The 25,536-nt window shown below is 75.5% G+C and carries 27 protein-coding genes, 1 tRNA gene and 1 riboswitch; of the genes, 24 read left to right on the plus strand and 4 right to left on the minus strand.

What is annotated here, in order from left to right:
- Positions 1–26: 26 nt before the first annotated feature.
- From BXA05_RS09390 to BXA05_RS09440, 11 genes are all read left to right on the plus strand, one after another.
- The gene (locus BXA05_RS09390; RefSeq protein WP_083711808.1) at positions 27–1,016 is read left to right on the plus strand and encodes a ParA family protein; all 990 of its coding nucleotides are present in this window, start codon (positions 27–29) and stop codon (positions 1,014–1,016) included.
- Entirely contained in the window at positions 1,000–1,929 is a 930-nt protein-coding gene (locus tag BXA05_RS09395; protein WP_076404802.1) for a segregation and condensation protein A, read from the plus strand. Before BXA05_RS09390 ends, BXA05_RS09395 begins: the two co-directional genes overlap by 17 nt.
- Positions 1,926–2,702, plus strand: coding sequence for an SMC-Scp complex subunit ScpB (gene scpB, locus BXA05_RS09400; protein WP_083711772.1), 777 nt, complete (start codon positions 1,926–1,928; stop codon positions 2,700–2,702). Before BXA05_RS09395 ends, scpB begins: the two co-directional genes overlap by 4 nt.
- Positions 2,699–3,781, plus strand: a complete 1,083-nt coding sequence (locus BXA05_RS09405; protein ID WP_083711773.1) for a pseudouridine synthase — start codon at positions 2,699–2,701, stop codon at positions 3,779–3,781. Before scpB ends, BXA05_RS09405 begins: the two co-directional genes overlap by 4 nt.
- Positions 3,782–3,859: 78 nt before the next feature.
- Entirely contained in the window at positions 3,860–4,222 is a 363-nt protein-coding gene (aroH, locus tag BXA05_RS09410) for a chorismate mutase (RefSeq protein ID WP_043660429.1), read from the plus strand.
- Positions 4,219–4,983, plus strand: coding sequence for a (d)CMP kinase (gene cmk, locus BXA05_RS09415; RefSeq protein WP_076404803.1), 765 nt, complete (start codon positions 4,219–4,221; stop codon positions 4,981–4,983). The genes aroH and cmk overlap by 4 nt, the downstream gene beginning before the upstream one ends.
- Complete coding sequence (locus tag BXA05_RS09420) at positions 4,980–5,678, plus strand: lysophospholipid acyltransferase family protein (RefSeq protein ID WP_076404804.1); 699 nt, start codon at positions 4,980–4,982, stop codon at positions 5,676–5,678. Before cmk ends, BXA05_RS09420 begins: the two co-directional genes overlap by 4 nt.
- A 14-nt stretch (positions 5,679–5,692) precedes the next feature.
- Complete coding sequence (locus BXA05_RS09425; protein WP_082774640.1) at positions 5,693–6,613, plus strand: EamA family transporter; 921 nt, start codon at positions 5,693–5,695, stop codon at positions 6,611–6,613.
- A 69-nt stretch (positions 6,614–6,682) separates the two neighbouring features.
- On the plus strand, positions 6,683–7,054 hold the full coding sequence (locus BXA05_RS09430) for an iron chaperone (RefSeq protein WP_076404805.1): 372 nt from the start codon (positions 6,683–6,685) through the stop codon (positions 7,052–7,054).
- 75 nt (positions 7,055–7,129) lie between these two features.
- On the plus strand, positions 7,130–8,665 hold the full coding sequence (der, locus tag BXA05_RS09435; protein ID WP_083711774.1) for a ribosome biogenesis GTPase Der: 1,536 nt from the start codon (positions 7,130–7,132) through the stop codon (positions 8,663–8,665).
- Positions 8,662–9,729 carry a hypothetical protein gene (locus BXA05_RS09440; RefSeq protein ID WP_076404806.1) on the plus strand — a complete coding sequence of 356 codons (1,068 nt, stop codon included), beginning with the start codon at positions 8,662–8,664 and terminating at the stop codon, positions 9,727–9,729. The genes der and BXA05_RS09440 overlap by 4 nt, the downstream gene beginning before the upstream one ends.
- Positions 9,730–9,822: 93 nt before the next feature.
- Here BXA05_RS09440 and BXA05_RS09445 read toward each other — a convergent pair whose 3' ends face one another.
- The 3 genes from BXA05_RS09445 to BXA05_RS09455 form a co-directional block, all read right to left on the minus strand.
- Positions 9,823–11,679: an amidase family protein gene (locus tag BXA05_RS09445; RefSeq protein ID WP_076405023.1), complete on the minus strand. Its 1,857-nt coding sequence runs from the start codon at positions 11,677–11,679 to the stop codon at positions 9,823–9,825.
- Between the two features lie 68 nt (positions 11,680–11,747).
- Positions 11,748–12,497 (minus strand): cohesin domain-containing protein, encoded by a 750-nt coding sequence (locus BXA05_RS09450; RefSeq protein ID WP_076404807.1) that lies wholly within the window; start codon positions 12,495–12,497, stop codon positions 11,748–11,750.
- A 172-nt stretch (positions 12,498–12,669) separates the two neighbouring features.
- A complete protein-coding gene (locus BXA05_RS09455; protein WP_083711810.1) occupies positions 12,670–14,187 on the minus strand; it encodes an MFS transporter in 1,518 nt (505 codons plus the stop codon).
- A gap of 196 nt (positions 14,188–14,383) precedes the next feature.
- On the opposite strand from BXA05_RS09455, the gene BXA05_RS09460 reads away from it, so the two are divergent.
- Positions 14,384–15,220, plus strand: coding sequence for an alpha/beta fold hydrolase (locus BXA05_RS09460; protein ID WP_021483134.1), 837 nt, complete (start codon positions 14,384–14,386; stop codon positions 15,218–15,220).
- Positions 15,221–15,344: 124 nt separating this feature from the next.
- Positions 15,345–15,929 (plus strand): putative immunity protein, encoded by a 585-nt coding sequence (locus BXA05_RS09465; protein ID WP_076404809.1) that lies wholly within the window; start codon positions 15,345–15,347, stop codon positions 15,927–15,929.
- 29 nt (positions 15,930–15,958) lie between these two features.
- On the opposite strand, the gene BXA05_RS09470 is transcribed toward BXA05_RS09465, so the two are convergent.
- On the minus strand, positions 15,959–17,179 hold the full coding sequence (locus tag BXA05_RS09470; protein WP_076404810.1) for a Fic family protein: 1,221 nt from the start codon (positions 17,177–17,179) through the stop codon (positions 15,959–15,961).
- A gap of 151 nt (positions 17,180–17,330) precedes the next feature.
- Between BXA05_RS09470 and BXA05_RS09475 the strand changes: the two genes are divergently transcribed.
- The 11 genes from BXA05_RS09475 (at position 17,331) to BXA05_RS09525 (ending at position 25,500) form a co-directional block, all read left to right on the plus strand.
- A complete protein-coding gene (locus BXA05_RS09475) occupies positions 17,331–17,975 on the plus strand; it encodes a GntR family transcriptional regulator (protein WP_076404811.1) in 645 nt (214 codons plus the stop codon).
- Positions 17,972–19,324, plus strand: a complete 1,353-nt coding sequence (locus BXA05_RS09480) for an MFS transporter (RefSeq protein ID WP_244550427.1) — start codon at positions 17,972–17,974, stop codon at positions 19,322–19,324. Before BXA05_RS09475 ends, BXA05_RS09480 begins: the two co-directional genes overlap by 4 nt.
- Positions 19,325–19,381: 57 nt before the next feature.
- A tRNA-Pro gene (locus BXA05_RS09485) sits at positions 19,382–19,455 on the plus strand.
- A gap of 96 nt (positions 19,456–19,551) precedes the next feature.
- Positions 19,552–19,965 carry a hypothetical protein gene (locus tag BXA05_RS09490; RefSeq protein WP_137280537.1) on the plus strand — a complete coding sequence of 138 codons (414 nt, stop codon included), beginning with the start codon at positions 19,552–19,554 and terminating at the stop codon, positions 19,963–19,965.
- A 93-nt stretch (positions 19,966–20,058) separates the two neighbouring features.
- Positions 20,059–20,688 (plus strand): DUF305 domain-containing protein, encoded by a 630-nt coding sequence (locus BXA05_RS09495; protein ID WP_076404813.1) that lies wholly within the window; start codon positions 20,059–20,061, stop codon positions 20,686–20,688.
- Between the two features lie 82 nt (positions 20,689–20,770).
- Positions 20,771–21,712 (plus strand): F510_1955 family glycosylhydrolase, encoded by a 942-nt coding sequence (locus tag BXA05_RS09500; RefSeq protein ID WP_143311114.1) that lies wholly within the window; start codon positions 20,771–20,773, stop codon positions 21,710–21,712.
- 95 nt (positions 21,713–21,807) lie between these two features.
- Positions 21,808–21,929: riboswitch (cyclic di-AMP (ydaO/yuaA leader) on the plus strand.
- Between the two features lie 18 nt (positions 21,930–21,947).
- Complete coding sequence (locus BXA05_RS09505) at positions 21,948–22,742, plus strand: C40 family peptidase (RefSeq protein ID WP_076404815.1); 795 nt, start codon at positions 21,948–21,950, stop codon at positions 22,740–22,742.
- Between the two features lie 199 nt (positions 22,743–22,941).
- Complete coding sequence (locus BXA05_RS09510; protein WP_244550428.1) at positions 22,942–23,385, plus strand: hypothetical protein; 444 nt, start codon at positions 22,942–22,944, stop codon at positions 23,383–23,385.
- Positions 23,386–23,409: 24 nt separating this feature from the next.
- A complete protein-coding gene (locus tag BXA05_RS09515; protein WP_076404816.1) occupies positions 23,410–24,114 on the plus strand; it encodes a histidine phosphatase family protein in 705 nt (234 codons plus the stop codon).
- 64 nt (positions 24,115–24,178) lie between these two features.
- A complete protein-coding gene (locus BXA05_RS09520; protein WP_076404817.1) occupies positions 24,179–24,727 on the plus strand; it encodes an Rv2134c family protein in 549 nt (182 codons plus the stop codon).
- On the plus strand, positions 24,724–25,500 hold the full coding sequence (locus tag BXA05_RS09525; protein ID WP_076404818.1) for an Rv2133c family protein: 777 nt from the start codon (positions 24,724–24,726) through the stop codon (positions 25,498–25,500). The genes BXA05_RS09520 and BXA05_RS09525 overlap by 4 nt, the downstream gene beginning before the upstream one ends.
- Positions 25,501–25,536 lie beyond the last annotated feature (36 nt).

Raw genomic sequence — 25,536 nt, forward strand, 5'->3', positions numbered from 1 at the left:
CGAGGTCCTGCGATACCGTGGCGGACGTGAGCAGCCAGGCCGAGACCCAGCCCGAGACGCGCGGCGCGCACGGCTCGCACGGCGACGCCGTCCGTCCGGTCGTCCCGCAGACCTCCGCCGAGGGGGACGCGGCGCCTCCCGTCGAGCAGCCCGAGGACCGTGCCGCCGCCGAGCCGCGCGTCGACGTCGTCGGCCGCACCCTTCCGGAGTTCCCCGTCCCGGCCTCGCTCGCCGCGCACGGCCCGGGCCGCATCATCGCCATGTGCAACCAGAAGGGCGGCGTCGGCAAGACGACGACCACCATCAACCTGGGCGCCGCGCTCGCCGAGTACGGGCGCAAGGTCCTGCTCGTCGACTTCGACCCGCAGGGCGCCGCGTCCGTCGGCCTCGGCGTCAACCCGCACGAGCTCGACCGCACGGTCTACAACCTGCTCATGGAGCGCGGCGCGGACATCCACGACGTGCTCGTGAGCACCGACGTCGAGAACCTCGACCTGCTGCCCGCGAACATCGACCTCTCGGCCGCCGAGGTGCAGCTCGTGGGCGAGGTCGCGCGCGAGTCCGTCCTGTCGCGCGTGCTGCGCCCGGTCGTGGACGACTACGACGTGATCCTCGTCGACTGCCAGCCCTCGCTCGGCCTGCTCACCGTCAACGCGCTCACCGCCGCGCACGGCGTGCTCATCCCGCTCGAGTGCGAGTTCTTCGCGCTGCGCGGCGTCGCGCTGCTCGTCGAGACGATCGAGAAGGTGCGCGACCGGCTCAACCCGCGCCTCGACGTCGACGGCATCCTCGCCACGATGTTCGACTCGCGGACGCTGCACTCGCGCGAGGTCGTCGCGCGCGTGCACGAGGCGTTCGGCGACAAGCTGCTCCACACCGTGATCGGCCGCACCGTGAAGTTCCCGGACGCGTCCGTCGCGGCTGAGCCCATCACCGTGTACGCGCCGAACCACCCGGGCGCCGTCGCGTACCGGCAGCTCGCCCGGGAGCTGGTCGCCCGTGGCGACGCCGCCTGAGCCGCCATCACCGACGGAGCCGCCGGCGCGGGCCGGGTTCGAGGTCCGGCTCGACAACTTCAGCGGGCCCTTCGACCTGCTGCTGTCGCTCATCACGAAGCACAAGCTCGACATCACCGAGGTCGCGCTCGCGCGCGTGACGGACGACTTCATCGCGTACATCCGCGCGGCCGAGCGCGCCGCCGCCGTCGCGCGGGCCGCGGGGGAGGACCACCCCGGCTGGGACCTCGGCACCGCGAGCGAGTTCCTCGTCGTCGCCGCGACGCTGCTCGACCTCAAGGCGGCCCGGCTGCTGCCGACGGGCAGCGTCGAGGACGACGAGGACCTGGCGCTGCTGGAGGCCCGCGACCTGCTCTTCGCCCGGCTGCTGCAGTACCGCGCGTACAAGGACGTGTCGGGCCTCCTCGCCGAGCGGTTCGAGAGCGCCGGGCGCCGGTTCCCGCGCGTCGTGCAGCTCGAGCCGCACCTCGCCGCGCTGCTGCCCGAGCTCGTGTGGACCATGGGTCCGGACCAGGTCGCCGTGCTCGCGGCCCGCGCGCTCGCCCCCAAGGCGCCCCCGCCCGGCGTCTCGCTCGACCACCTGCACGCCCCGGCCGTCAGCGTGCGCGAGCAGGCGGGGATCGTCGTCGACCGCGTGCGCAGCCACGGTACGACGACGTTCCGCGCCCTCGTCGCCGACGCGGGGGAGACGGCCGTGGTCGTCGCGCGGTTCCTCGCGCTCCTCGAGCTGTTCCGCCAGGCGCTCGTCGCGTTCGACCAGGTGACGCCGCTCGGCGAGCTCACCGTGCGGTGGTCGGGCGACGACGACGCGGCCGAGCGGCCGCTCGCCGACGTCGGCAGCGAGTTCGACGAGGGCGACGAGCCCGACCCGACGGACGCCCTCGCCACCACCGACCAGGAGGTCCCCGCGTGACGCAGCCCGACGACGGCCCGGCCACGGACGACGCCCGCCCGCCCGCCGTGCACGACCTCCCGGGCGGCCTGCCGTCCGCGCTCGAGGCCGTGCTCATGGTCGCGGACGAGCCGATCCCGCCGGTCGAGCTCGCGGCGGCGCTCGCGGTCCCGGTCGACGAGGTGCTGGACGCGCTGCACGAGCTCGCGGCCGAGTACCGCGGCGACGACGGCGGTCGGCCCCGCGGGTTCGAGCTGCGCGCGGCGGGCGGCGGGTGGCGTGTGTACTCCGCGCCCGCGCACGCCGAGGTCGTGGGCCGGTTCGTGCAGGGCGGCCAGACGGCCCGGCTCACGCAGGCGGCGTTGGAGACTCTGGCCGTGATCGCGTACCGTCAACCGGTCAGCCGCGGCCAGGTGTCGGCGGTACGAGGGGTCAACGTGGACGGCGTGGTGCGCACGCTCGTGGCGCGCGGGCTCGTGGCCGAGGTCGGCCAGGACCCGCACACCGGCGCCGGCCTCTTCGGCACCACGGGGTACTTCCTCGAGCGCATGGGCTTCACGTCGCTCGACGAGCTCCCCCCGCTCGCGCCGCACCTGCCGGACATGGACGACCTCGAGGGCCTCGACGGGCTCGCCGACCTGCGCGCTCCCGCGCGGCCGACGGGCGTCGCGGCGCCGACGGACGCTCCCGACGTCGCGGCTGACGACGCGGACGGCGCACCGGCGCCGACCGCCACGACACCCCGCGTGACGCACGACGTCACGCAGGAACCGACGGACGAAGGACACGCATGAGCTCGAAGGACGGACGCCGCTCCGGCGACGGAGGGCGCGGGCGCACGCCCCGCGACGGGGCGGGCGACGCACGCCGCGGCGGGAACGGCGACGCGCGTCGTGGCGGCCCGCGGGGCGGCGACGGCGCACGCGCGGGCGGCGCGCCCCGGCGCGGCGGCTCGTCCGCGCAGGGCTCGTCCGCGGGCCGCGGCGCGGGCGACGGGCGGGAGCAGGGCGCCGGTCGTGGCCAGGCCGGTCGGGGTCGCCCTGCCGCGGGTCGCGGCACGTCGGCACCCCGCGCCGGTCAGGCGGCGGCCCGGCCGCGCCGTCCCGTGCGCGGGAAGCCCAGCGAGCCCCAGCGCGACGTCCACGTCGAGGACGGCGTGCGCCTGCAGAAGGTGCTCGCGTCGGCCGGGCTCGGGTCGCGCCGCGCGTGCGAGGACCTCATCGCGCAGGGCCGCGTCGAGGTGGACGGCGTGCGGGTCACCGAGCTGGGCGTGCGGGTCGACCCGGCGCGCGCCGTCGTGCACGTGGACGGGATGCGCCTGCAGCTCGACTCCTCGCGCGTGACCCTCGCCCTCAACAAGCCGCGCGGCGTCGTGTCGACGATGCACGACCCGGACGGTCGCCCGTCCATCGCCGAGCTCGTCGCCGACCGGCCCGAGCGCCTGTTCCACGTGGGCCGCCTCGACGCGGACAGCGAGGGCCTGCTGCTGCTCACGAACGACGGCGAGCTCGCGAACCACCTCGCGCACCCCTCGCACGAGGTCGCCAAGACCTACCTCGTCACGGTGCGCGGCAAGGTCGCGGGCAACGTCGCGAACAAGTTCCTGCACGGGATCGAGCTCGAGGACGGGGTCGTGCAGGCGGACGCGTACCGCGTCGTCGACCAGGTCGCGGACCAGACGATGATCGAGGTCGTGCTCCACTCGGGCCGCAACCGGGTCGTGCGGCGCATGTTCGAGGAGGTCGGCTACCCCGTGACGCGCCTCGTGCGCACGCGCATCGGGCCGATCGCGCTCGGCAACCTGCGCCCCGGCACGACGCGTGTCCTCGGGCGCACCGAGCTCGGCACGCTCATGGCGGGCGTCGGGCTCTAGGCCCGGCCCGCGCGTCCCGCACCACCACCCCGACGGACCGCCGCGAGGCGGGCCGTCCCGCACGAAGGAGCACCATCCATGCCGGTCCGGGCGATCCGGGGCGCGACCCAGCTCGACGCCGACGAGCGCGAGCACCTGTTCGCGCGCACGCGCGAGCTCGTCCAGGAGGTGCTTGACGCGAACGCCGTCGACACCGGCGCGCTCATCTCGATCCTCTTCACGTGCACCCCCGACCTGGTGGCCGACTTCCCGGCCGCCGCGGCGCGCGAGATGGGCCTCGGCGACGTGCCGCTCATGTGCGCGACGGAGATCGCGGTGCCCGGCGCGCTGCCGCGCGTGGTGCGCCTCATGGCGCACGCGGAGCTCGACGTCGACCGCGCGGCGGTCCAGCACGTCTACCTGCACGGGGCGACGGCGCTGCGCAAGGACCTCGCCCAGTGAGCGCGGGGACGTCGGGCGCGGGGGAGGGTCGCGCCGACGGCGCGCTGACGGTCGCGATCGACGGGCCGTCGGGTTCGGGCAAGTCGAGCGTGTCGAAGGGCGTCGCGCGCCGCCTCGGCCTCGCCTACCTCGACACGGGCGCGATGTACCGCGCCGCCACCTGGTGGTGCCTCCACCGCGGAGAGGACCTCGCCGACCAGGACGCCGTCGCGCACGCCGTGCGCGTCATGCCGCTCGTCATGGGCCTCGACCCGTCCGGTCCGACCGTCCACGTGGACGGGACCGATGTCGGCGAGGCGATCCGCTCGACCGAGATCTCGACGGCCGTGAGCGCCGTCGCGACCAACCTCGCGGTGCGCGCGGAGCTGCGGCGTCTCCAGCGCGCGGTCATCGAGGCCGAGCGCACGCCCGCGGGTTTCGCCGGCGGCCGCGGCGTCGTGGCGGAGGGCCGGGACATCACGACGGTCGTCGCCCCCGACGCCGACGTGCGCGTGCTCCTCACCGCGAGCGAGGAGGCCCGCCTCGCGCGCCGCTCGCTCGACGTGCACGGGACGGCCGACGCGGCCGCCGTCGAGGCGACGAAGGACCAGGTGCTGCGGCGCGACCGCGACGACGCGACGGTCTCGCAGTTCCAGGTCGCGGCCGACGGCGTCGTGACCGTCGACTCGTCGGACCTCGACCTGGAGCAGACGATCGACGCGGTGCTCTCCGTGGTCGAGCAGGTCACCGGGCGGGTGGTCGGCCCGCGCCAGGGCTTGTGAGCCGCGGCACGGGAGACGGCGTCCCGTCGCCCGCCGGGCCGGCGTGGTCGCGCTGGGTGGGCCGCTTCCTCGCGCGCGTCGTGTGGGCGACCGAGGTCGTCGGCGCGGAGCACGTTCCGGCCGACGGCCCCGTCGTGCTCGCCGCGAACCACACCGGCGTCGTCGACGGGCCGCTCGTCCTCGGAGTCGCGCCGCGCCCGCTGCACGTCCTCGTCAAGGAGGAGATGTTCACCGGGCCGGTCGGCTGGGTGCTGCGCGCGGCCGGGCAGATCCCCGTGGACCGCACCGGCGGGCGCCCCGCGCTCGCGGCCGGGCTCGGCGTGCTGCGGCGCGGTGGCGCGGTCGGCGTCTTCCCCGAGGGCGCCCGCGGGCGCGGCGACGCCACCTCCGCGCGTGCCGGGGCCGCGTGGCTCGCGCTCAACGGCCACGCCCGCGTGGTGCCGGTCGCCGTCCTCGGAACGCGCCGCGCGGGCGAGGGCGTCAACCGGATCCCCGGGCTGCGCCGTCGGCTCGTCGTCCGCTTCGGGGAGCCGCTCACCGTCGAGCGCGCGCCCGGGGTGAGCGGCAAGCAGGCGCTCGAGGACGCGAACGAGCGCATCCGCACCGCGCTCGCCGAGCTGGTCGCCGACACCGTCGCGCTGACCGGCGTGGCGCTGCCGCTGGACGACCCGCGCGGGGACCGGCCGACGCCGTGAGGGCGGACCGCCCGGTGGCGCACGTCGTGGGCGACCGCCCGGGCACGGGTCTGCTCGTCGGGCTCGCGTCCGCCCTCGCGTTCGGCGCGAGCGGCCCGTTCGTCAAGCCGCTCCTCGAGGCGGGCTGGACGCCCGGCGCCGCCGTCCTCGCGCGCGCCCTGTGCTCGGCGCTCGTCCTCGCCCCGGTCGCGGCCGTCGCCCTGCGGGGCAGCCACCGCCTCCTGCGCGAGGAGTGGCGGCTCGTCCTCGGGTTCGGCCTCGTCGCCGTCGCGGCGACCCAGCTGTGCTACTTCGCGGCCGTCGCGCGCATGCCCGTCGGCATCGCGCTGCTCGTCGAGTACCTCGCGCCCGTGCTGCTCGTCGGCCTCGCCTGGGCCCGCACGCGCCACGTGCCGCCCCGGCTCACGCTCGCGGGCTGCGCCGTCGCGGTCCTCGGGCTCGTGCTCGTCGTCGACCCGGGCGGCGCCCGCCCCGACCTCCTCGGCGTCCTCCTCGCGCTCGGTGCTGCAGTAGGGCTGGGCGCCTACTTCGTGCTGTCCGCGCGCCCGACGCGCCTGCCGCCCGTCGCGCTCGCCGCGAGCGGGCTCGGCGTCGGGGCGCTCGCGCTCGGCGCGGCGGCGCTCGCGGGCGTGCTGCCCTTCGCCGCCCCGCTCGTCGACGTCACGCTCCTCGGCTCGCCCGCGCCCTGGTACGTCCCGCTCGCGGTCGTCGTGCTCGTCGCGACGGCGTTCGCCTACGTCTCGGGCGTCGCCGCGACCGTGCGCATGGGCGAGCGCCTCGCGTCGTTCGTCGGGCTGTCCGAGGTGCTGTTCGCCGTCGCCATCGCGTGGCTCCTGCTCGGCGAGGTGCCGAGCCTCGTGCAGGCCGCGGGCGGCGTGCTCGTCGTCGCCGGGGTCGTGCTCGTGCGCCTCGCGGGCACGCCCGCCGCGCGGTAGGTTCGCGCTCAGGCGCCGGCGCCCCGTCGCAGGGCCGGGCAGGCGCCGCCCGCGGGGGAGGGAGCACGCATGGCCGAGCCGCCCGGCAAGCCCACGACCGTCGACGAGTACCTCGCGACGCTCGCCCCGGACGCGCGCGACGTTGTCGCGCACCTGCGCTCCGTGGTGCACGACACGGTGCCCGGCCTGGGCGAGCGCATCAGCTACGGCATCCCGACCTTCACCCGCGACGGCCGGTACGTCGTCTACCTCGCGGGCTGGGCCCACCACGTCTCGCTCTACCCCGTGCCCGAGGTCGACGACGCGCTCGCGCGCCGCATCGCGCGCTACCAGGACGGCAAGGGCACGCTGCGGTTCCCGCTGGCGGAGCCCGTGCCCGACGACGTCGTGCGGGCCGTCGTCGCGCGGCTCGCCGCCCGCCGGGACGGTGCCGCGGGCTGACACCGGGCGCCCCGGACGGGCACCCGCACGACGCGCCCGCGGGCCGGTTCGGAGCCTGGCCCGCGGCCTGGGAGAATGGACCCCATGACCACACCCGACCCCGCCCAGCCCGGCACGCCCGGACGGACCGACGCCGTCGGTCAGGCCGAGGAGCCCCTGGCGCCCGCGGACGCCGCGGACGACGAGGCGCGCGAGCGCGCGCTGCGCGCCGGACTCGACGACTACGAGCTCGAGGACGCCGACCTCGCGCTGCTCGACGCCGACGAGGACGCGCTCGACGGCGCGGCGCCCGAGGCGCCCCTGCCCGTGCTCGCCGTGGTCGGGCGCCCGAACGTCGGCAAGTCGACGCTCGTCAACCGCATCCTCGGCCGTCGCGAGGCCGTCGTCGAGGACAAGCCGGGCGTCACGCGCGACCGCGTGAGCTACCCGGCCGACTGGTCCGGGCGCCGCTTCACGCTCGTCGACACCGGCGGCTGGGAGGTCGACGTCGCGGGCATCGAGTCCAAGGTCGCCGAGCAGGCCGAGGTCGCGATCTCCCTCGCCGACGCGGTGCTCTTCGTCGTCGACGCGACCGTCGGCGCGACCGCGACGGACGAGCGCGTCGTGCGCCTCCTGCGCGAGTCGGGCAAGCCCGTCGTGCTGTGCGCCAACAAGGTCGACGGGCAGTCGGGCGAGGCGGACGCCGCGTACCTGTGGAGCCTCGGCCTCGGCGAGCCGCACCCCGTGTCCGCGCTGCACGGCCGCGGGACGGGCGACCTGCTCGACGCCGCGATGGCGGCGCTGCCCACGGAGTCCGAGCACGGCGAGGTGCGGCCGACCGGGCCGCGTCGCGTCGCGCTCGTCGGGCGCCCGAACGTCGGCAAGTCCTCGCTGCTGAACAAGCTCGCCGGCGCCGACCGCGTCGTCGTCGACGAGATCGCGGGCACGACGCGCGACCCCGTCGACGAGCTCGTGACGATCAAGGACGTGCCCTACGTCCTCGTCGACACCGCCGGCATCCGTCGCCGCGTGCACCAGACGAAGGGCGCCGACTTCTACGCGTCCCTGCGCACGCAGGCCGCGATCGAGAAGGCGGAGCTCGCCGTCGTGCTCGTGGACGCGTCCGTGCCGCTCACCGAGCAGGACACGCGCGTCATCTCCCAGGTCGTGGACGCGGGCCGCGCGCTCGTCATCGCGTACAACAAGTGGGACCTCATGGACGACGACCGCCGCCCGTACCTCGAGCGCGAGATCGAGAAGGACCTCGTCCAGGTGCAGTGGGCGCCGCGCGTCAACGTGTCGGCCCGCACCGGCTGGCACACCGACCGCCTCGCCCCGGCGATGGAGCGCGCGCTCGACTCCTGGGACACGCGCATCCCGACGGGCCGCCTCAACGCGTTCCTCGGCGAGCTCGTCGCCGCCCACCCGCACCCGCTGCGCGGCGGCAAGCAGCCCCGCATCCTCTTCGCGACGCAGGCCTCGACGCGCCCGCCGCGGTTCGTGGTGTTCGCGACCGGGTTCCTCGAGGCGGGCTACCGCCGGTTCATCGAGCGACGTCTGCGCGAGACGTTCGGGTTCGAGGGCTCGCCCATCGAGATCAGCGTCCGCGTGCGGGAGAAGCGCAAGCGGTGAGCACGGGCACGGGGCGCGCCTCCGCCGGGACCTCCCGGCGGAGCCGCGCCCTGCGCCTCGGCGCGGCCCGGGACACCGCGGCCGTGCGGCACGTCGTGACGTTCCTCGTGGTCGCCGTCGCGACGGTGCTCGTGACGCGGTTCTTCCTCGCGGCGTCCGGGTACCCGCAGGTCGGCGGGGGAGACCTGCACGTCGCGCACGTGCTGTGGGGCGGGCTCGGGATGGCGCTCGCCCTCGTGCTGCTGCTGTCCTTCGTGGGCCCGGCGCCGCGCTCGCTCGGCGCGTTCGTGGGCGGGATCGGGTTCGGGCTGTTCGTCGACGAGATCGGCAAGTTCGTCACCGCGGACAACGACTACTTCTACGAGCCGACGGCGGCGCTCATCTACGCGACGGTCGTCGTGCTCGTCCTCGTCGTCGAGGCGCTGCACGGGTGGCGGCGCCACCACCCGGCCGAGTACCTCGCCGTCGCGACCGACCGCGCCGTCGCGGGCGTCGCCGGCGGGTTCACCGACGACGCGCGCGACGAGGCCCGCGCGCTCGTCGCGCTGGGCCGCGGCGAGCCGACGGCCGACGAGGTCGCGGCGCTCGTCGAGGCCGTTCCGCCCGACGACGTCGACGTGCCCGACCCGGTGCGCGCCCTCGTACGGCGCTCGTCGGCCTGGTTCGCGCAGACGCTCCAGCGCCGCTGGGCCGCCGTCGTCGTGGTCGTGCTCGTGCTCGGGACGGCGCTGGGCTCGCTGCTCGCGGGGCTGCGCGTGCTGGTCGGCGACGTCGACGTGCCCACCTGGGTCGGGGCCGGCATCGCCGCGGGCGTCGCCGCGACGGTCGCGTGCGTCGTCGTGGGCGTGGTGGTGTCCCGCCGCGGGCGGCCCGAGGACCGCCGGGCCGGCGCCGTGTGGGTCCGGCGCGGCGTGCTCGTCTCGCTCCTGCTCACCCAGCTCCTCGTGTTCCGCGCTCTGCAGTGGGTCGGCGTCGCGGGTCTCGTGGTGGACCTGCTCGTGCTCGCGGCGCTCGGTGCCGCGCTCGGCGGCGACGACGAGCGCCGTCGGACACCGCGCCGCTGACGCGTCGTCGCCGCGGTGGGCGACCTCTCCTGACCGACGACGGCGGCCGCCCCCGGGAGGGGACGGCCGCCGTCGGCGCCGGTGGTGGGCCGCTCAGCCGAGCGGGCCGTACAGCGCGGGGGAGGTGCGGGCCTGCGTGGCCTGCTCGAGGGCGTACGCGAGGCCGAGCAGCGGGCCCTCGTCGAAGTCGCGGCCGAGCAGCTCGAGGTTGACGCCGCCGCCGGTGACGGTGCCGTCCGTCGCGACCGCCTGGCCGATCGGGACGGTCACCGCGGGCAGCCCGGTGTTCGGGCTGAGCCGCAGGTTGGTGCCGATCGTCCCGTACGGGTTGGCGCTCGGGTAGACGAGCGCGTCGAGGTCGGCGTCGTCGAGCATCGCGGTGACGAGCACCTTGCCCTCGGCGAGGACCTTCGTGTGCGACCCCTCGGGACCGGCCCACGCCTGGTACGTCTCCTCCGTGACCGCGTCGCGCGAGACGTACGTGCTGCGGCGGGACGGCACGTAGCGGTTCGAGTCGACGATCCCCTGGAGCGTGCGGGCCTCGACCTGCGGCGCGAGGTGGGTCGCGACGTACGCGTCGAGGTCGTGCTTGAACTCGTTCGTCGAGCCCGACCCCTCGGAGAGGACGCTCGCGAAGCCGTTGGGCAGGACCGGCGACCACGTGGTGGGCGGCGTGACCTCGACGACGGTCGCGCCGAGCGACTCGAGCGTCGCGCGGGTCTGCGCCCACAGGCGGAGCGTCGCCGCGTTGCTGCCGAGCATCGACGGCACGTAACCGATGCGGGCGCCGTCGAGCGCCCCCTCGTCCAGGTACTGCGTGTACGACGCCGGGACCTCGCCCTCCTGGCGCGACGTCACCGGGTCGGCGGCGTCGACCCCGGCGACGGCGTCGAGCGCGACGGCCGCGTCGAGGACGGTGCGCGCCATCGGCCCGCCCGTGTCCTGGCTCAGCGCGAGCGGGATGATGCCGTCGCGGCTCGCGAGGCCGACCGTCGGGCGCACGCCGACGAGCTGGTTGTACGACGACGGGACGCGGATCGACCCGCCCGTGTCCGTGCCGAGGCCGAGCCCGGCGAGGTTCGCCGCGACGGCCGCCCCCGTGCCGCCGCTGGACCCGCCGGCGGTGCGGCTCGTGACGTACGGGCTCGCGACGAGCGTGCTCGTCCCGGCGTCCTGGAAGGACGAGAACTCCGACGCGAACCCGAACGCGAACTCGTCCAGGCTGGCCTTCGCGAGGATCACCGCGCCGTCGGCGCGCAGGCCCTCGACCATCGTCGCGTCGGTCGTCGTCCGGTTGTCGTCCCAGCAGCCGCAGCCGCCCGTGGTGGGCATGTCCTTCGTGTCGTAGTTGTCCTTCACCGCGACGGGCACGCCGAGCAGCAGGCTCGTCATGCCGTCCGTCGCGCGGACCGCGTCGGCGCGCGCGGCGGCCTCCAGCGCGACGTCGCTCGTGCTGATGATCGAGTGCAGCGGCCGCCCGCCCGCGCCCGTGTCGACGAGCGTCGTGTCGTACGCCGCGATCCGGTCGAGGTACTCCTGGGTGATCGCGACCGACGTCGTGGTGCCCGCGTTCATCGCGGCCTGCATGTCGAGCACGGACGCCTCGACGAGCTCGAACGGGCCGTCGTCGTACACGATGCGCTGCGAGACGGCGGCGAGGTCGGTCACCGTGATCGTGCCGTCCTCGTCCGTGTCGGCGGGCGCGACGTCGTCCCACACCGCGTCGGCCGACGTCGCGCCGAGGGCCGCGGCGACGACCGCGAGGTCGTCCGTCGTGACCTGCTGGTCGCCCGTGAGGTCGAGCGCGGTCCAGTAGGGGGCGAGGAGCGGCGCGGGTTCGGCGCTGGGCGCACCGGTCGCGGCGGGCGCCGTCGTGACGCCGAGGACGAGACCACCGATCGTCAGGGCGGCGAGCCCGCCGGTGGCGGCGCGCCGGTGGGTCGTGGTCACGGACGGCTCCTTCGAGGGGACGGGCGCGCGGTGCGCGGGCGAGAGGTCGGGGCGGGGCAGCGGGCCGGTCATCGCGTGGCCGCCCGACGCCGCGCGAGCAGGATGCCCGTGCCGACGGCGACCGCGAGGAGCGCGGCGCCGACGAACCACGCGACGCGCACCCCGGTCGACGCGAGCGCGCCGCCCGAGGCCTCCCCGGACGGGGACGACGACGAGTCGGACGCGCCGTCGTCCCCGGGGGGTGTGGTGCCGCCGTCGTCGACGGGCGGCGTGGTGGTCCCGTCCGTCGGCTCCGCCGTGGGCGGGACGTCGGCCGCGGTGACGGTCGTCGTGGCGCTCGCGGCGTCGGTGAGCGTCGCCGTCCCGGCGTCGGCGCCCACGAGCGTGGCGGTCGGGACGGCGAAGGCCGCCGCGCCGTCGGACACGGCGGTGAACGTCAGGGTCGCGAGGGTGACGTCGCCCCCGAGGCCGGGCGAGGTGCCGAGCCGCGTGTGCGTGACGACGACCGTCCCGGCCGCGTCGTCGGTCGCGTCGGCGAACCCGCCGTCCGGGGTCACGACGGAGTCGTCCACGAGCTCGACGAGGTCGGGGTCGTAGGCGACGGCGAGGTCGTAGGCGTAGAGGTCGACGGCGCCGGGCGCGGCGACCGTGACGGTGATCTCCGCGCCGACCTCGACCGACGCGGGCGCCGTGAGGGAGACCTGGGCGACGGACGGTGCGGCGTGCGCGGGGGCGGCGAGGGCCGCCGCGGCGACCGCGAGACCGCCGACGAGGGCGGCGCGGACGCGGAGCCGTCTGCGGGGGACGGGACGGGTCATGGGCGAGCGGTCCTTCCTCCGGGCGCGCGGAGGTACGGCGCGACCGGCGGTCGTGTGGTGGGGCCCCCTGCCGTCAGCGATGCTCACAAGTCGCTGTTTCCCGGGCGTTTCGCGACGGTTAGCACGAGCAACGAACAGGGTCTCGGTCCGGTCACGATCCCGACGACGCGGGTCAGCCGAGGACCGGCGGCTCGCCCTCGCGCACCTCGGGGTCCGGCAGGCGGCGCATGCGCAGCGCCGCGACGACGCCGAGGAGCCCCGCGACGAGCGGCACGAGGAGCGCGACCTGCAGCGCCCGCGCCCGCACGTCGTCGTTGATGGCCACGACCTCCGCCCGCACCGCAGGTGGCTCGTCGGCGAGGAGCTCGACGAGCTGGGCGTCGCTCATGATCTCGGCGTCGTCCTCGAGCACCCGGGCGACCTGCTCCTTGTCGTCCGGGGGCAGCACGTCGCTCGCCTCCGCCCGCGCCGTGAACCCCGCCGCGAGCGACGCCAGCATGACCGCGCCCGCGACGGCGAGGCCGAGCGAGAGGCCGAACGACCCGGCAGCCGAGCTCACGCCCGCGGCCTCGCTCGCGCGCTCCTCCGGCACGGGGGAGAGCGTGTACGCGTTGAGCTGGGAGACCAGGAGCCCCAGCCCGGCGCCCGCCACGACGAGCGGCAGCGCGAGCCACCAGCCCGACGACGCCCTCGGCACCACCGCGACGAGCGCCACCACGCCCACGACGAGCAGGAGGAAGCCCGCGAGCACGCGGGAGGCCGGCCGCCGTCGGCCCGGGCGCTTGCCCGCGACGAGCGCGGCGGCGAACATCGTCAGCGACAGCGGGGCGAGCGAGAGGCCCGCGAGCAGCGCGTCGTACCCGAGCGCCATCTGCAGGAAGATCGGCAGCGCGATCATCGCGCCGCCCAGCGCGACCTGCTGCAGGAGCTGCTGCGACACCCCGATCCGGAACGCGGGCGAGCGGAACAGCCCGGGGTCGACGAGCGTCGTCCGCCCGGCCCGCGCGCGGCGCACGAGCCACCACGCGAGGCCCACCAGGCCCAGCGCTCCGACGAGGACGAGCGCCCCGACCGCCTCGCCGCCCTCCTGCCACACGAGCACGCCCAGCACGACCCCGCCCATGCCGACGACGGACAGGACCGTCCCGACGACGTCCACCGCGCGGTCGCCCGTGTACGGGACGTCGCGCACGAGGCGCACGCCCACGAGGACGACGACGATCACCACGGCCTCGAGCCCGAACGCCACGCGCCACGACAGCGTCGTCGTGATGACGCCGCCGAGCAGCGGCCCGACCGCCGCCGCGATCGACGCCGCCGCGCCCACGAGCGCGTACGCCGCCTTGCGCGCGGTGCCCTCGAAGTTGCCGTGCACGAGCGACTGCATCGCCGGCAGCAGCAGCGCGGCCCCGAGCCCGCCGATGACCGACCAGAAGACCACGACCGCCACGAGGCTCTGCGCGAGCGTCATCGCCACCGCGCCCGCCCCGTACGCGAGCAGCCCGACGACGTACGCGCGCCGCCGGCCCACGAGGTCGCCGACCTTGCTGCCCACGAGGATGAACGACGCCGACACGAGCGCCTCGAGCGCGATCGCGGTCTGGACGCCGCTCACGGTCGTGCCCAGGTCGCGCACGACGGCGGAGATCGACACGTTCATGAACGACGTGTCGACCACGAGCACGAACATCGCGGCGGCCAGGAGCAGCGCGAGGCGCCGGTCGGCCGCCGTCGGCCGACCCGCGGTGCGACCCGTGCTCTGCTCCACGTCGACCCCCGTCCGGCGTCCATGCTCGCCGCCCGGGTCGTCCCGGCGCCTCACCCGTCGCGGGTGCTCCGCCGCCCACGCCGCCGAGGTCGGCGCGGTGCGCTGGGAGGATCGCGGTATGGCCGCTCAGGGGTGGACGTCGCGCCACGTCACCGTCGAGGGCCGCGAGGTCTTCGTGCGCTCCGGCCCCGAGGTCGCGGGCGCCGTGCCGATCGTGCACGTGCACGGCTTCGCCATCTCCGGCACGTATCTCCTCCCGACGGCCGAGCGTCTCGCCCACCGCGCGACCGCCGTCGTGCCGGATTTGCCCGGGTACGGGCGCAGCGAGGAGTGGGGCCACCCGCTCGGTATCCCCGCCCTCGCGTGGGCGCTCCTGTCGACGCTCGACGCCCTCGGGCTCGACCGGGTCGTCCTGCTGGGCAACTCCATGGGCGGGCCCGTCAGCCTCGAGGTCGCGCACGCCGCCCCCGACCGGGTCGCCGGCGTGGTGCTCGCCTCGCCCGCCGGGGGCGTGCACAACCAGCCGTTCGGGCGCGCCCTCACCCAGCTCGCGCGCGACGCCGTGCGCGAGAGCCCGCGCATGGCGCGCGTCGCCGTGCCCGACTACGTGCGGTTCGGGCCGGTCAACGCGCTCCAGCTCTTCGCCGAGCTCGCCCGGTTCCCCTCGCTCGAACGCGTCCTGCGCGTCCCCGTGCCGACGCTCGCCGTCCTCGGCACGCGCGACCCGCTCATGCCGCCGCCGTGGCGCGTGCGGGAGGTGGGGGCGCTCGCGCCCCCGCACGTGACCGTCGCGGCGATCGAGGGCGCGCCGCACGCCATGAACTTCAGCCACCCCGGCGAGCTGGCGCACGTCGTCGGGTGCTGGCTCGACGGGCGCGACATCACCGACGACCCCGACGAGCCCGGTGTGGCCCGGGTGCTCCAGGTCGCGCGGGGGGCCGGGCCGGTCGTGTGAGCCGTCGTGTGCGCCGCGGGCCGGGTCGTGGGTTGGGACGTGACGGTGCACGGCTCGGTACGGTGCTCGCAGGGCGTTCCGCGTCCTGGCACGGACGGGAGCGCGCGAGAGCGAGGAACGAGCGGTGACGACGACGGCGGCTGCGGTCGAGCTGAGCATCGAGGACCTGCGGGCGGTCACGGGGTACGCGGCCCGGTGCGCGGAGCCGGCGCTGGAGCTCGTCGAGGCGGTCCGGCCCGACGACGCACGCCCCCGCGAGGCGGTCGAGGCGGCCCGCGCGTTCGCCGACGGCGGCGCGCGCGGCAAGGCGCTGCGCGACACCGCCTGGGCGGCCCTGCGCGCGGCGAAGGAGGCGGGCGACCCCGCCGCCGCCGAGGCCGCCCGGGCCGCGATGGCGGCGGCCGGCGCCGCGTACCTGCACCCGATCGCCGACGCCCACCAGGTCAAGCACGTCCTCGGGTCCGCGGCCCACGCGGCGCACGCCGCCGCGCTCGCCGCGGGCGGGGACGGGTCCGGCGAGAGCGTCGCGAGCAGGTGGCTCGACACCGCGCGGGCGCTCGCGACGCCCGAGGTCGTCGCCGTGCTGCGTCGCTACCCGCCCGCGCCGGGCGGCGGCGGTCGCGTCGGCGAGCTGGTCCGACGGCTCGACGCGGCGCTGCGGGACGGCACGGGGCCGTCGGAGGGCGCCGTACCGGACGAGCGGACGTAGTCGGCACCCGCCGGGACCTCCAGGCATCGTCAGCTGCGCCGGATCCGCTGGGCGAACAGGTCGAGTACGGCGAGGATCCCCTCGTGCTGCCAGACGCGGTTACGCCGGAGGCCGCTGCGCTCGCGAAGGACCCCCGCGTCGGCGAGCTGGCTCAGCGCTCGCTGGGCGGTGACGTCACTGAAGCCGAGGTGGTCGCGGAGGAACGCCGCGTTGATCACCGGATGGGCCACGAGGTGCGGCACGACGCTCCAGGCGGAGGCCTGGGGCCGCAGCCCGGAAAGCTGTTCCCGCGCTGTGGCGACCTGGCCCGCGAGGTCGTCGACGAGCCGCGCTCCGGCCGTCGCGGCGAACCGGCTCGCGCGGGAGAGCTGCTCGACGATCGGCCAGGCGTCACCGGCGCGGAACGCGGTGAGCGCGTCGAAGTAGGCCTCGGTGTCGATGAGGAGGCCCGCGGAGACCGGGGCGATGGTGTTCCGCGTGAGGCCCTTCGAGCGCAGCATGGCGTGCACGAGGGCCCGGCCGGTGCGGCCGTTGCCGTCCGTGAACGGGTGGATCGTCTCGAGCTGCGCGTGCGCGACGGCGGTCTGGACGAGGACGGGAAGGTCCTCCCGGCGGACGAAGGCCATGAGGTCCGCCATCGCTCCAGGGACGAGCTCGGGCTGGGGCCCGACGTGGGTCGCGCCTCTCGGGCTGATGCTCGACGAGCCGACCCAGACCAGAGTGCCTCGGTGACGCCCCGCGTGCTCCTCCCATCCGGGCTGCCCGGCGAGGAGCTCGCGGTGCATCGTGAGGATCGACGCCTCGTCGAGCCGGTCGGCGAGGTCGATGGCGGCTTGCATGGCCCGGACGTTCGCGACGACGGTGCGTGCGTTGGTGCTCGTCGTCTGGTCGATCTCGGCGAGTGCGAGCTGCTTGGCGCCGACCGTCAGGTTCTCGATCTGCGACGAGGAAGCGGACTCGGTGCGCAGCAGGATCGAGGACATCGGACCCAGGGTGGGGTTGTCCGGCCCGAGCGTCGCGCTGGCGTACGAGTCGAAGCGTGCGAGAGCGGCGGCTGCTTCCTCGGCATCGGCGGACTGCTGCGGCGTCAGTACGGGGGAGTAGTCCGCGATGGCGGTCGGGATGGTGGACTCGTAGGGCCCCGAGCCAGCCGCCACCTGCGCGCGCGTCGAGAGGCCGTCGTTCTCTGCTGTCCAGTAGTGGCTCACGTGAGCCACCGCTGGGACGGCGAGCGCCTGAACTGCTTCCATGACGTCACCTTACTTACAGTTTCGGCGAAACTGTAAGTAACGGGCGGCGTCAACTATCACTTGAGGGTTCCACGCTCGGTGTGTCGAACCGCACGGCCCCGGAGAGCGGTTGCGGTCGATGTCGTGCGCACGATAGATGCATCATGTATCTATGCCACGCACCACCAGCGCTTCTGCCACGGAGCAGGCGTACCGGCACGTGAAGACCCTCGTCCTCGACGGGACCCTGCCCGGCGGGTCCATGACGAGCGAGGGCGAGATCGCCGAACAGCTCGGCGTGAGCCGCACGCCGGTCCGGGAGGCGTTCCTGCGCCTGGAGGCCGAGGGACTGCTCCGGCTCTACCCGAAGCGCGGCGCGCTCGTCGTGCCGGTCGCGCCCGGCGAGGCCGACGACGTCCTCGACGCGCGCCTGCTCGTCGAGACGCACGCCGCCCAGTCCGTCGTCCGCCTGCCCGACACCGAGCTCGCCAGCCTCGTCGCGCTCCTGCGCGACCTCGTCACCGCCCAGGAGGCCGCCGTCGCCGACGGGGACGTCGCCGAGTACGCGACCCTCGACGCGCGGTTCCACCAGGAGATCGTCGCGGCCGGGGGCAACGCGCTGCTCACCACGTTCTTCGTGAGCCTGCGCGAGCGCCAGCAGCGGATGGTCGCGCACAGCGTCCGGTGGGACCCGGGCCGTGCGACGACGTTCGTCGCCGGGCACCGCGCGCTCGTCGATGCGCTCGAGGTGCGCGACACCCGCACCTACAAGCGCCGCGTCCAGCGCCACCTCGAGGACGCGAGGGCCGGCCTGTGAGCGCGGCTGCCTCGAGCCCCACGAGCGAGGCCGCCGCGCCGGGGGCGAGCGCCGCCGTCGGACCGCGGGCGTGGCTCGCCGTCGCGGCGGTGATGTTCGCCGTCGCGTGGGGCGGCAACGAGTTCACGCCCCTGCTCGTCATGTACCGCGAGGTCGGGCACTTCTCCGCGGTGACCGTCGACGCGCTGCTCGCCGCGTATGTGCTCGGGATCGTCCCCGCGCTCCTGCTCGGCGGACCGCTCTCCGACCGGTACGGGCGCCGCCCGCTGCTCCTGCCCGCCGCGCCGATCGCGCTGGCGGGGTCGCTCGTGCTCGCGGCGGGGGAGTCGTCCGCCGCGCTGCTCGCGACGGGCCGCGTCCTGTGCGGCGTCGCGCTGGGCCTCGTCATGGCCGTCGGCACCACCTGGGTCAAGGAGCTCAGCGATGCGGCCGCCCGCGCGTCCGGCGTGCCCGACGGCGGCTCCGGCGCCCGCCGCGCGGGCCTCGCCCTCACGCTGGGCTTCCTCGTCGGCGCCGGCGTCGCCGCGGTGCTCGCCCAGTGGGCGCCCTGGCCCACGCACACCGCCTACCTGCTGCACGCGGCGCTCGCCGTCGCGACCGGCGTCTGGCTGCTCGGCGTCCCGGAGACGCGCGTCGTGCCCGACGGCGGGACCCGGGGCCGGCTGCGCGACGACCTGCGCGTGCCGGCGGTCGCGCACCGGCGGTTCCTGCGCGTCGTCGTGCCCGTGGCGCCCTGGGTGTTCGGGTGCGCCGGCAGCGCCTACGCCGTGCTGCCCGGCCTCGTGTCCGCCAGCGCGGGCAGCGCGCCCATCGCGTTCTCCGGGCTCATGACCGTGCTCGGCCTCGGCTGCGGGGTCGGCATCCAGGTGCTCGGCCGCCTCATCGACACCCGGCACAGCGCGCGGGCGTCCGTCGTGGCGATGTCCATCGTCGTCGTCGGCATGGGCTTCGGCGCCTACGCCTCGGCGCGGCTCGACCTCCCGACGGCGCTCGTCGCCGCCATGGTGCTCGGGGCCGGCTACGGGCTCGCGCTCGTCGCCGGGCTCAGCGAGGTCCAGCGCATCGCGACGCCCGACGACCTCGCCGGCCTGACGGCCGTCTACTACTCGCTCACGTACATCGGGTTCTGCGTGCCCGTGGCGCTCGCGGCGCTGTCCGTGCGGTGGACGTACGCGCAGATGTTCCTCGGCGGCCTGGTCATCGCCGCGGTCTGCCTGGTGATCGTGGCGAGCGCGTGGCGCGCGCACCTGCCGACGGGGGAGCGGGACGCCGCGGCGACCTCCGGCGAGACCGACCGCACAGCCCCGACCGGGGCAAACGGTGCGCTGGAGGCGTCACGGATGGGGTAGAGTATCCGAGGCTTCACGGGGTCCGATCCGGTCGGATCTGGCTCGGTGATCCAGCCACGGGCTGTGGCGCAGCTTGGTAGCGCACTTGACTGGGGGTCAAGGGGTCGCAGGTTCAAATCCTGTCAGCCCGACACACGAAGAGGGACCGGCACCTGCCGGTCCCTCTTCTCGTCGTGCCGTGACCGGACGCGATGGCCGCTTGCTAGGGTGGCGGCGACATGCACCTCATGGCCGCACTCCGTTCGCTGCTCGCCGGGCGCCGGCGAGGGCTTTCGGGTGCCCTGCTGATCGCTGCGCTGCTTCTCGGCATCGTGACGATGCACGCGATGAGCGGGTCGTCGACGGCCCACGTCGGGCCTGCGGCGGTCATCGCCGAGACGAGCCACCCTGCGGGCGCACCGGTGGCCGACGACGGCCCCGGGCACCACGAGCAGGGTGGCTGCCTCGACTGCGGCGGGCACGAGATGGCGTCGGCCATGTGCCTCATGGTGCTGGTCGTGCTGCTCGCCCTCGTGCGCCCCGGGCGCGGCCTCCTCGCACGCCTCACCCCCGTCTGGTCCCGCCTCGTCGAACCGGGGCGCGCTCAGCCCTTCGTCGGCCTCGCGCCGTCGCTGCACCTTCTCGGCATCTCTCGGACGTAGGAGCCGCACGCCGTCGACGCGCCCTGCGTCGACCGATACGCCCCGCACCGGGGCGCGTGTGGTTCCTGAGTACCGAGACGAGAGGTCTTTCCCATGAAGTTCAAGAGTGTGCTGGTGCCGGCGATCGCGCTGGTGACCGTCGCGAGCCTGGCGGCGTGCTCGACCGACGACGAGCCCGGGAGCGGGGCGGCGCCGTCGTCCGCCACGACCGGGGCCGAGGAGCAGGACGGCACGGCGGAGGGCGGCACGTTCAACGACCAGGACGTGATGTTCGCCCAGATGATGATCCCGCACCACGAGCAGGCGATCGAGATGTCCGACGTCATCCTGGCCAAGGAGGGCGTCGACCCTGAGGTCACGGACCTGGCGAACCAGATCAAGGACGCCCAGGGTCCGGAGATCGAGCAGCTGACCACGTGGCTCGAGGAGTGGGGCTCCCCGATGGAGGAGTTCGGCGCCATGGACCACGAGGCGATGGGCCACGGGTCCATGGACGGGATGATGAGCGAGGAGGACATGCAGGCCCTGGACGCCGCACAGGGCGCGGAGGCGGGGCAGCTGTTCCTCGAGCAGATGATCGTCCACCACGAGGGTGCCGTCGAGATGGCGCAGACCCAGGTCGACGAGGGCGAGAACGCGGACGCGGTCGCGATGGCGCAGGAGATCGTCGAGACCCAGCAGGCCGAGATCTCCACCATGGAAGACCTGCTCGCCTCGAGCTGATCCCGCCCCGCGGGGCGTGCGCGCTGTCGCACGCGTCTGACGTGCGCGCGCCCCGCGGGCCCAGGCCGAAGGACCCCACACCGTGCTCGACCCTGCCCTCACGAGGCGGGTGACCGGGTGGGCCGCAGCGGGATCCGTGCTGCTGCTGGCCGCCTGCACCCCGACTCCACCACCGACACCCGACGCGACGACGCTCGCGTCCCAGGACCTGCCCGACTTCGGGCACGTGCACGACGTCCAGGTCGTGCGCGACGACCACTCCCTCCTCATCGCCACCCACACCGGGGTCTGGACCCTCGGCGACCCGTTCCAGGACGACCCCGGGCCGGTCGAGCGGGTCGGCACGGGCCGCCAGGACACGATGGGCATGACCCTCGCCGTCGACGGCACCGTGTACGCCTCGGGCCACCCTGCGCCCGGGGAGCAGCCGGAGCTCGAGAAGCCCAACCTCGGGCTGATCCGCAGCACCGACGGCGCCGCGACGTGGGATCCCGTCTCCCTCACCGGGGAGGTCGACTTCCACGCCCTGAGCACCGCGAGCACCGGCGACGGCACCGTCCGCGTCGTCGGGCTGGACTCGGGGACCTCCACCGTGCTCGTCAGCGACGACTCGGGCGAGACGTGGTCGCGGGGCGCGACCGTGGAGGCCCGGGACCTGCACCTCCTGGATGCGGACCCGGACACGGTCGTCGCGACCACGCCCACCGGCCTGCAGCTCAGCCGCGACGCCGGCCGGAGCTTCGCCCCCGACCGGGCGGCGCCCGCCCTCGTGCTCGTCGACGACGAGCGGGGCGGAGCGCTGATCGGGATCGACGCCCGGGGCGTCGTCTGGACCGGCACGCCCGGCACCGAGAGCTGGGACAGCCACGGCACCGCGCCCGAGGGCGTGCAGGCCATGACCTACGTGCCCGACGACAGCCCCGGCAACCAGCCGTGGATCCTCGTCGCCACGGAGACCGGCCTGTTCACCAGCCGCGACCTCGGTGCGAGCTGGGACGCGGCGCTCGGCGCCGACCGCGGGTGAGACGTCGCCCGCAGCCTCATGCTCCTCGCGGAACGGTCCGCGAGGGATCCCGGAGGGTGCCGAGCCCCGTCAGCTCCGGGAGCACACCATCGACCACCACGACAGGGGCGGGGGAACCACTCAGGCGAGCACCGCGGTGCTCTCGGGGTGAAGCCGGGCCGCAACCACCGGTCCGGCCGGGTCACTCTCCGACCCGAACCCGACAGCTCACCCCGTAGGCACGAAGGAGACCACCATGAACGCAAGAAACGCGGGACGCCACCGTGCGTCCCACCGACCGATCACGCCGCTGACCTCGATAGCCCGCACGGCGCAGGAGGGGACGGCGAACGCCGCCCGCAAGGGCGTCCTCCTGGCCGCCGGGTCGGGGCTGCTGGTCTCGGGGTTCGCGGCGCCTGCCAGCGCCGCGCCGAGCACGGAGCCGCAGGCCGTGTCCGGGGTCGACCTCAGCGCGCTGACCGAGCAGGCCCGCCAGGCGCTCAGCGCCGCACCGGCGGTGACCGTCTCCGCCGACGCGTCGTTCGCGATCGAGCAGGCACCGGTGACCGTCACTCCCGCCCCGGAACCGGAGCCGGAACCCGAGCCGGAGCCGGAGCGTCAGGAGCGTCCGTCCCGGAGCGAGGAACGGACGAGCACCTCGGCGGAGCAAGGTGCCACGGAGGAGGCCTCGGCTCCCGTCGCGGTGCCGTCGTCGGCGGCGGGCTCGGCCGTGGTCAGCATCGCGGCGCGCTACCTCGGCGTGCCGTACCTGTGGGGCGGGACGACCCCGGACGGGTTCGACTGCTCCGGCTTCACGTCCTACGTCTACGCCCAGGTCGGCATCGACCTGCCCCGGACCTCGTCCCAGCAGCGGTACGCGGGGACGGTGATCTCCCGAGACCAGGCGCAACCCGGTGACCTGATCTGGAGCCCGGGGCACATCGGCATCTACGTCGGGGACAACCAGCAGATCGAGGCTCCGTCGCCGGGCAAGACCGTCCGGTACGGGGAGATCTGGCAGTCCAACCCCACCTTCATCCGGGTGGGCTGACCGCAGGAGGGCCCCACCCGGCGGGTGGGGCCCTCCCTCGGCCGATATACCCTTGTGGGGTATGGCTCGCGGGCGTCGGTCCCGTCGGCACGACAGGAAGAAGGACAGGCATGGCGTCCCGGGGACATCGCGGCGAGCACGGACCGACGGCGGTCCGCCACCAGGCCCGCCACCAGGTGCGGCACCAGGGCATCGACGCGTGACGGCGACGACCTCGACCGACGAGACGACCCCCACTGAAGAGCGGGGACGTCGTCCCCGCCCCGCGCGCACGGTGCCCGGCATCACGGCGTGCGGGCTGTGCGCGGGGGAGACGCTGGCCGCCACCGACACCCGTCCGGGCGGGCAGCTCGAGCGTCTGCGCCGGATCGCCGAGAGCGGGGACGCGCGCCTGACGGTCGTGGACTGCCTCGACGCGTGCGAGCGCGGGGACGTCGTCGTGGTGCGGCCGGTCCCCGCCGCACGCGCCGCCGGCCCCGCCTGGTTCGAGCAGCTGGCGGGCGACGAGCTCACCGCCGCCCTGCACTCGTGGATCCGCGCGGGCGGGCCGGGCCTGGCGCCCCTGCCCGACCAGCTGGCCCCGCGAGTGATCTCGGCCCAGGCCGAGGTACCACCGCCCCCGGACGTCGCCACCACAGGGTGAGGGTCCGTCACCTACGCTCGGGGCATGCCGACCGTCCTGCTCGTCCGTCATGGCCGCACCACCGCGAACGCGAGCGGCATCCTCGCCGGGCGGGCCGACGGCGTCGCGCTGGACGCCGTCGGGCGCGACCAGGCGGCCCGGGCGGCCGAGCGCGTCGCGGGCGTGCCGCTCGCGCGGGTCGTCACCAGCCCGCTGGAGCGGTGCCGGCAGACCGCGCGAGCCCTGCTCGACCACCAGGCGGACGACCCGGAGTCGTTGACCGAGCACGGGATCACCGAGTGCGACTACGGGCAGTGGCAGGGGCGTGCGCTGAAGGACCTCGCCCAGGAGCCGCTGTGGTCGGTCGTGCAGGCGCAGCCGTCGGCGGCCGTCTTCCCGGGCGGCGAGTCGATGGCCGCGATGCAGGCCCGGGGCGTCGAGGCGGTCCGGCGGCACGACGCTGAGGTCGCCGCCCGCCACGGTGCGGACGCGGTGTGGGCGGCGGTCTCGCACGGCGACGTCATCAAGTCCGTGCTCGCCGACGCGCTGGGGGTGCACCTGGACCTCTTCCAGCGCATCGTCGTCGGCCCGGCGTCGATCTCCGTCGTCCGGTACGGGCCGCACCGCCCGGAGGTCGTCGCCATGAACACCGACGCGGGCGACCTTTCCTGGCTGCGCAGCGCCGCGCCTGCCGGTGACGCGCCGGTGGGCGGGGGCGCCGGGCCGGGCCAGGCCGACGCCGCGCGGTAGCCGGGCCGACGTCCGACCCGTGGCCGTCCCGTGCGGACGGGCCGTGCGCTCGTAGAGTGAGGTCATGCCCACTCTCGTCCACGAGTACGACTGGCCGGACCGCGTCGTCGTGGGGACCGTCGGGTCGCCCGGCTCCCGCACGTTCTACCTGCAGGCGCGCGAAGGCACGCGGACGACGAGCGTCGCGCTCGAGAAGGAGCAGTCCGCCGTCCTGGCGGACACGATCCAGCGCCTGCTGGACGAGCTCATGGAGGAGCCCGACAACCGGTACAGCGTCCCCGCCGACGTCCCGGCCGAGCTCGTCGACGACGACCCGCTGGACCTCCCGGTCGAGGAGGAGTTCCGCACGGGCGCGATGCGGCTGACCTGGGACCCGCGCACGGCGCAGGTCATCGTCGAGGCGTTCCCGCTCGTGGACGACGACGACCTCGATCCCGAGGCGGACGAGCCGGAGCCCGCCGAGTCGCTCCTCGTCAAGATGCCCGTGGGGACGGCCCGCGCGTTCGCGCAGCGCACGCGCGCCGTCGTGAGCGCGGGCCGCCCCCCGTGCCCGCTGTGCGGCCGGCCGGTCGACCCCGACGGGCACGAGTGCCCGTCGCCCGACGAGGCGTGACGACCCCGCACGACGACGCCTTCACCGAGGCGCCGCTCGACGTCGTCGGGCGGATCCGCGTCGCGTCGAACGCGACGTTCCTCGCCCGGCTGGGCGACGTCTCGGTCGTGTACAAGCCGGTCGCGGGCGAGAAGCCGCTGTGGGACTTCCCGGACGGCACGCTCGCGGGTCGCGAGGTCGCCGCGTACCTCGTCTCGGAGGTGTTCGGCGGGGGAGTCGTGCCGCGCACGTGGCTGCGCGACGGGCCGCTCGGCCCGGGCATGGTGCAGCTCTGGCAGGACGTCGACGCGGCGCAGTCGCCGGTCGACGTCGTGCCCACCGACGAGGTGCCGCGTGACGGCGTGCGGACGGTGCTGGAGGGCGTCGACGAGGACGACCGCCCGGTGAGCGTCGTGCACGAGGACTCGCCGGCGCTGCGGCGCATGGCGGTGCTCGACGCCGTCGTGAACAACGCCGACCGCAAGGGCGGGCACGTGCTGCCGCTGGCGGACGGGCGGCGCCTCGGCGTCGACCACGGCGTCACCTTCCACGTCGAGCCCAAGCTGCGCACCGTCCTCTGGGGCTGGCTCGGCGAGCCCCTCGCCGACGACGAGCTCGCGGGCGTCGAGCGGGTGCGCGCGGGCGTCGACGGCGACCTCGCCCACCGCCTGCGCGGTCTCCTCGCGCCCGACGAGGTGGCCGCCCTCGCGGATCGCTGCGACCGGCTGCTGCGCACGGCGCGGTTCCCCGCCCCGGAGGGCGACATGCCCGCCGTCCCGTGGCCGCTGTTCTGACGCGTCGCCGCGGCTGACCCGTCGACGGCGCCGCGC

Source organism: Cellulosimicrobium funkei (assembly GCF_900155925.1).
In the GTDB taxonomy this organism is placed as follows: Bacteria; Actinomycetota; Actinomycetes; order Actinomycetales; family Cellulomonadaceae; genus Cellulosimicrobium; species Cellulosimicrobium funkei.

What these genes read in the sequence shown, in the direction of transcription:
- BXA05_RS09405 (WP_083711773.1), top strand. Translation starts at nt 2,699, where the DNA reads ATGAGCTCGAAGGACGGACGCCGCTCCGGCGACGGAGGGCGCGGGCGC.
- aroH (WP_043660429.1), top strand. Translation starts at nt 3,860, where the DNA reads ATGCCGGTCCGGGCGATCCGGGGCGCGACCCAGCTCGACGCCGACGAG.
- BXA05_RS09430 (WP_076404805.1), top strand. Translation starts at nt 6,683, where the DNA reads ATGGCCGAGCCGCCCGGCAAGCCCACGACCGTCGACGAGTACCTCGCG.
- der (WP_083711774.1), top strand. Translation starts at nt 7,130, where the DNA reads ATGGACCCCATGACCACACCCGACCCCGCCCAGCCCGGCACGCCCGGA.
- BXA05_RS09450 (WP_076404807.1), bottom strand. Translation starts at nt 12,497, where the DNA reads ATGACCCGTCCCGTCCCCCGCAGACGGCTCCGCGTCCGCGCCGCCCTC.
- BXA05_RS09455 (WP_083711810.1), bottom strand. Translation starts at nt 14,187, where the DNA reads ATGTTCGTGCTCGTGGTCGACACGTCGTTCATGAACGTGTCGATCTCC.
- BXA05_RS09460 (WP_021483134.1), top strand. Translation starts at nt 14,384, where the DNA reads ATGGCCGCTCAGGGGTGGACGTCGCGCCACGTCACCGTCGAGGGCCGC.
- BXA05_RS09470 (WP_076404810.1), bottom strand. Translation starts at nt 17,179, where the DNA reads ATGGAAGCAGTTCAGGCGCTCGCCGTCCCAGCGGTGGCTCACGTGAGC.
- BXA05_RS09475 (WP_076404811.1), top strand. Translation starts at nt 17,331, where the DNA reads ATGCCACGCACCACCAGCGCTTCTGCCACGGAGCAGGCGTACCGGCAC.
- BXA05_RS09490 (WP_137280537.1), top strand. Translation starts at nt 19,552, where the DNA reads ATGGCCGCACTCCGTTCGCTGCTCGCCGGGCGCCGGCGAGGGCTTTCG.
- BXA05_RS09495 (WP_076404813.1), top strand. Translation starts at nt 20,059, where the DNA reads ATGAAGTTCAAGAGTGTGCTGGTGCCGGCGATCGCGCTGGTGACCGTC.
- BXA05_RS09505 (WP_076404815.1), top strand. Translation starts at nt 21,948, where the DNA reads ATGAACGCAAGAAACGCGGGACGCCACCGTGCGTCCCACCGACCGATC.
- BXA05_RS09515 (WP_076404816.1), top strand. Translation starts at nt 23,410, where the DNA reads ATGCCGACCGTCCTGCTCGTCCGTCATGGCCGCACCACCGCGAACGCG.
- BXA05_RS09520 (WP_076404817.1), top strand. Translation starts at nt 24,179, where the DNA reads ATGCCCACTCTCGTCCACGAGTACGACTGGCCGGACCGCGTCGTCGTG.